Genomic DNA, 1,249 nt, shown 5'->3' on the forward strand with positions numbered 1-1,249 from the left:
CGGGCCCGGAGATACGGATGGCTTACGCGGTCCGGTGGACGCCGGTCGCTCGCGGGCCGGTGGCTCAGGCGGTCCAGTCGAGGATGACCTTGCCGCCGCGTCCGCTCGCCGCGTCCGCGAAGGCCGCCTCGTGGTCGCGGTAGCCGTAGCGTCCGGTGATCACCGGGGCGAGGTCGAGACCGCCCTCCAGGAGCACCGACATGGCGTACCAGGTCTCGAACATCTCCCGGCCGTAGATGCCCTTGATCGTGATCATGGAGGTGACGATCCGGGACCAGTCGACGGCGAACTCCTCGGACGGCAGTCCGAGCATGGCGATCCGGCCGCCGTGCGTCATGTTGGCGATCATGTCGCGCATCGCGGCGGGGTTGCCCGACATCTCCAGGCCGATGTCGAAGCCCTCGCGCAGCCCGAGTTGGCGCTGCCCCTCGGCGATGCTCGACGCGGAGACGTCGATCGCCAGGCTGACGCCGATCTTGCGGGCGAGTTCCAGCCGGTCCTCGCTGACGTCCGTGACCACGACGTGCCGGGCGCCGGCGTGCCGGGCGACGGCCGCGGCCATCAGACCGATGGGGCCCGCCCCGGTGATCAGGACGTCCTCCCCGACGAGCGGGAAGGACAGCGCGGTGTGCACGGCGTTGCCGAACGGGTCGAAGATCGCCGCGACGTCCAGGTCCACAGGGACACGGTGCACCCACACATTGGACGCGGGCAGCGCCACGTACTCCGCGAACGCGCCGTCGCGTCCCACGCCCAGGCCGACCGTGGCGCGGCACAGATGGCGGCGCCCGGCGAGACAGTTGCGGCACTTGCCGCACACGAGGTGGCCCTCGCCGCTGACCCGGTCGCCGGCCTTGATGTCCACGACGTCACGGCCGGTGTCGACGACCTCGCCCACGAACTCGTGGCCGACCACGAGCGGGGTGCGGATGGTCTGCCGGGCCCAGCCGTCCCAGGACCGGATGTGCAGGTCGGTACCGCAGATACCGGTCCGCAGCACCTTGATCAGTACGTCTCCGGGGCCGATCTCCGGCTCCGGTACGTCCACGAGCCAGAGTCCGGGCTCCGCCTTCTCCTTGACCAGCGCCTTCAACGCCATGGCTCCTGTGGGTGCGGTCCCGCGGCAGGGCATGACATGTACGCCCGTACCGGGGAGAGGGGTGGGATCACCGAGCAATCTGCCGTACGGCGGCCCCCTGGGTCCATCGAGGTTTTCTTAACCTCCGCCGCAGCTTTCCTTCACACCCCG

Annotated in this window: 1 protein-coding gene; it reads right to left on the minus strand. The window is 70.2% G+C overall.

The genetic code is table 11. From position 1 onward, the window contains the following. Positions 1 to 64: 64 nt before the first annotated feature. Complete coding sequence (gene tdh / locus AOK23_RS38295) at positions 65 to 1,093, minus strand: L-threonine 3-dehydrogenase (protein WP_055717080.1); 1,029 nt, start codon at positions 1,091 to 1,093, stop codon at positions 65 to 67. Positions 1,094 to 1,249 lie beyond the last annotated feature (156 nt).

Origin of the sequence: Streptomyces torulosus (genome assembly GCF_001419765.1) — a bacterium.
GTDB classification, from domain to species: domain Bacteria; phylum Actinomycetota; class Actinomycetes; order Streptomycetales; family Streptomycetaceae; genus Streptomyces; species Streptomyces torulosus.